This is a genomic window from Gilvimarinus sp. 1_MG-2023 (assembly GCF_030548285.1).
The window spans coordinates 1-268 of the sequence record NZ_JAUOSC010001073.1; the positions used below are offsets into that span (position 1 = coordinate 1).

Sequence of the window (268 nt, forward strand, 5' to 3'; positions counted from 1 at the left end):
CTATCCGGTAAGCCTCTCAAATAGGACACCATCTGTGCAAGGTGCTCCAGCCGTAATGCCTTGGCCTTCTGTTTGGGGCGACCGTGGGTGCGGCGAATCCCCTCCATGATTTTCCGCACCAGTGGATCTCGTACCGGGTCGGTCATGCCCTGATAGTGGTGCCACTGACTGATAGCCGTCAGGTGTAAATCCAGGGTTCTGGGGTTAAGTACCACCGCTTTTGCCAGGAGGTAGCGAACCAGGGTGTTGTGATCGCAAGGCAGTCGAC

At 56.7% G+C, this 268-nt stretch carries 1 pseudogene; it reads right to left on the reverse strand.

The features are described 5' to 3' along the window. Positions 1–268: pseudogene (locus tag Q4563_RS20165) on the reverse strand (integrase); the annotation flags it as partial.